A 1,283-nucleotide genomic window follows, 5' to 3' on the forward strand; every position below is an offset into this window, starting at 1 on the left:
AAGTGAGAGTCATGCAGCAACTATTCGAACAGGCGCTACGCTCTCATGAGAAAGGCATCCTGTCGACAACAGAATTGGAGGATGCTCGCGCGCAGCAAGCAATGGCCAGCGCGGAACTGGCTGTCGCAGAGAGTGAGATGGCGATTCGGCAGGGCGCCCTGGAACAGATCATTGGGCCGGTTTCCTTCGATCCCCCGCAATTGGTGGACAACCAAGCGACCCCGCAGATGGGAAGCGAGACGCTGGAACACTGGCTGGCACAGGCAGAAGCCGGCAACCCCTTGGTGCGGGCTGCACAACGTGCGCTGGAAGCTTCCAATGAAGAAGTCCGCAAGCAACAGGCGGGTTACGAACCCACCCTCGATCTTGTCGCCTCCTATGGTAAGACCTCGCAGGCCGCAGGTCTGACTGGCGGACAAAGCGGCTTTGATTCCTACGTTGGCAGTGTTGGTCTGCAGTTCAACATGCCACTGTCGGTCGGCGGCGGGCAAGGTGCCAAGGTGAAAGAAGCCGTGGCGATGCAGGACAAGGCCATACAGGAACTGGAAGCGGCACGCCGTCAAGCCCGGATGTCTGTGAAAGAAGCTTGGTTTGGTTGGCGAGCAAGCAAAGTGCGCGAAGCCGCCACAAAGCTGGCGGCGCAGTCCGCCGAGATGGCCGTGAAGGGGGCCGAGACTGCGCGCCTGCGCGGCATCAAGGCAGACATAGACGTATTGCAAACACGGCAACAACTGTTATCAGCACAACGCGACTGGCGCCGTGCACGTTATGACAACATGCTCAATGATCTCAGACTTCAGGCAGCTTGCGGGCGGCTTACGGGAGAAGAACTTACCGATATAGATACGTCGTTTTTATACGGGGAAACAAAGTCTGAAGTGTTAGGAGTGAAATAGGGATTGGCTATATCGGTGGAGGGTGCATTGAGTGCAGATGCTATGTGCAATATTTCTCGATAAAGAGTCAGGCTTTCATGATCTGTTCTCATAATGGGGAATATATATTCCTTGCCAAAGCCTGAATCCAGTGGGTTTTAGTTAATTATGAGATGGGCGAGATATAGAGAAATCATGGGTGGGTATATATATAGGTATATATCTTTGAAAAGGTCGCAACAGGGCGCCACCTATCAGTTTTACTAGGCTAACTTTTATTCCAGCTTTGCCATAATTCAAAACCTGATAAGTAGTATGGATTTCAAATAAACAAACTAACGCCTAGGGAGAACCCATGTCTGGATATTTTGTATTGAACAAATCAGGAACTTCACAATTCCATTTTGT

The 1,283-nt window shown here is 51.8% G+C and carries 1 protein-coding gene; it reads left to right on the top strand.

Annotation, left to right across the window (positions count from 1 at the left end):
- A partial coding sequence (locus tag ACYPYQ_RS13540) for a TolC family protein (RefSeq protein ID WP_459724444.1) occupies window positions 1-896 on the top strand: 896 nt, incomplete at its 5' end.
- Between the last annotated feature and the right edge of the window lie 387 nt (window positions 897-1,283).

The sequence above is a fragment of the Sideroxyarcus sp. TK5 genome (assembly GCF_054601595.1).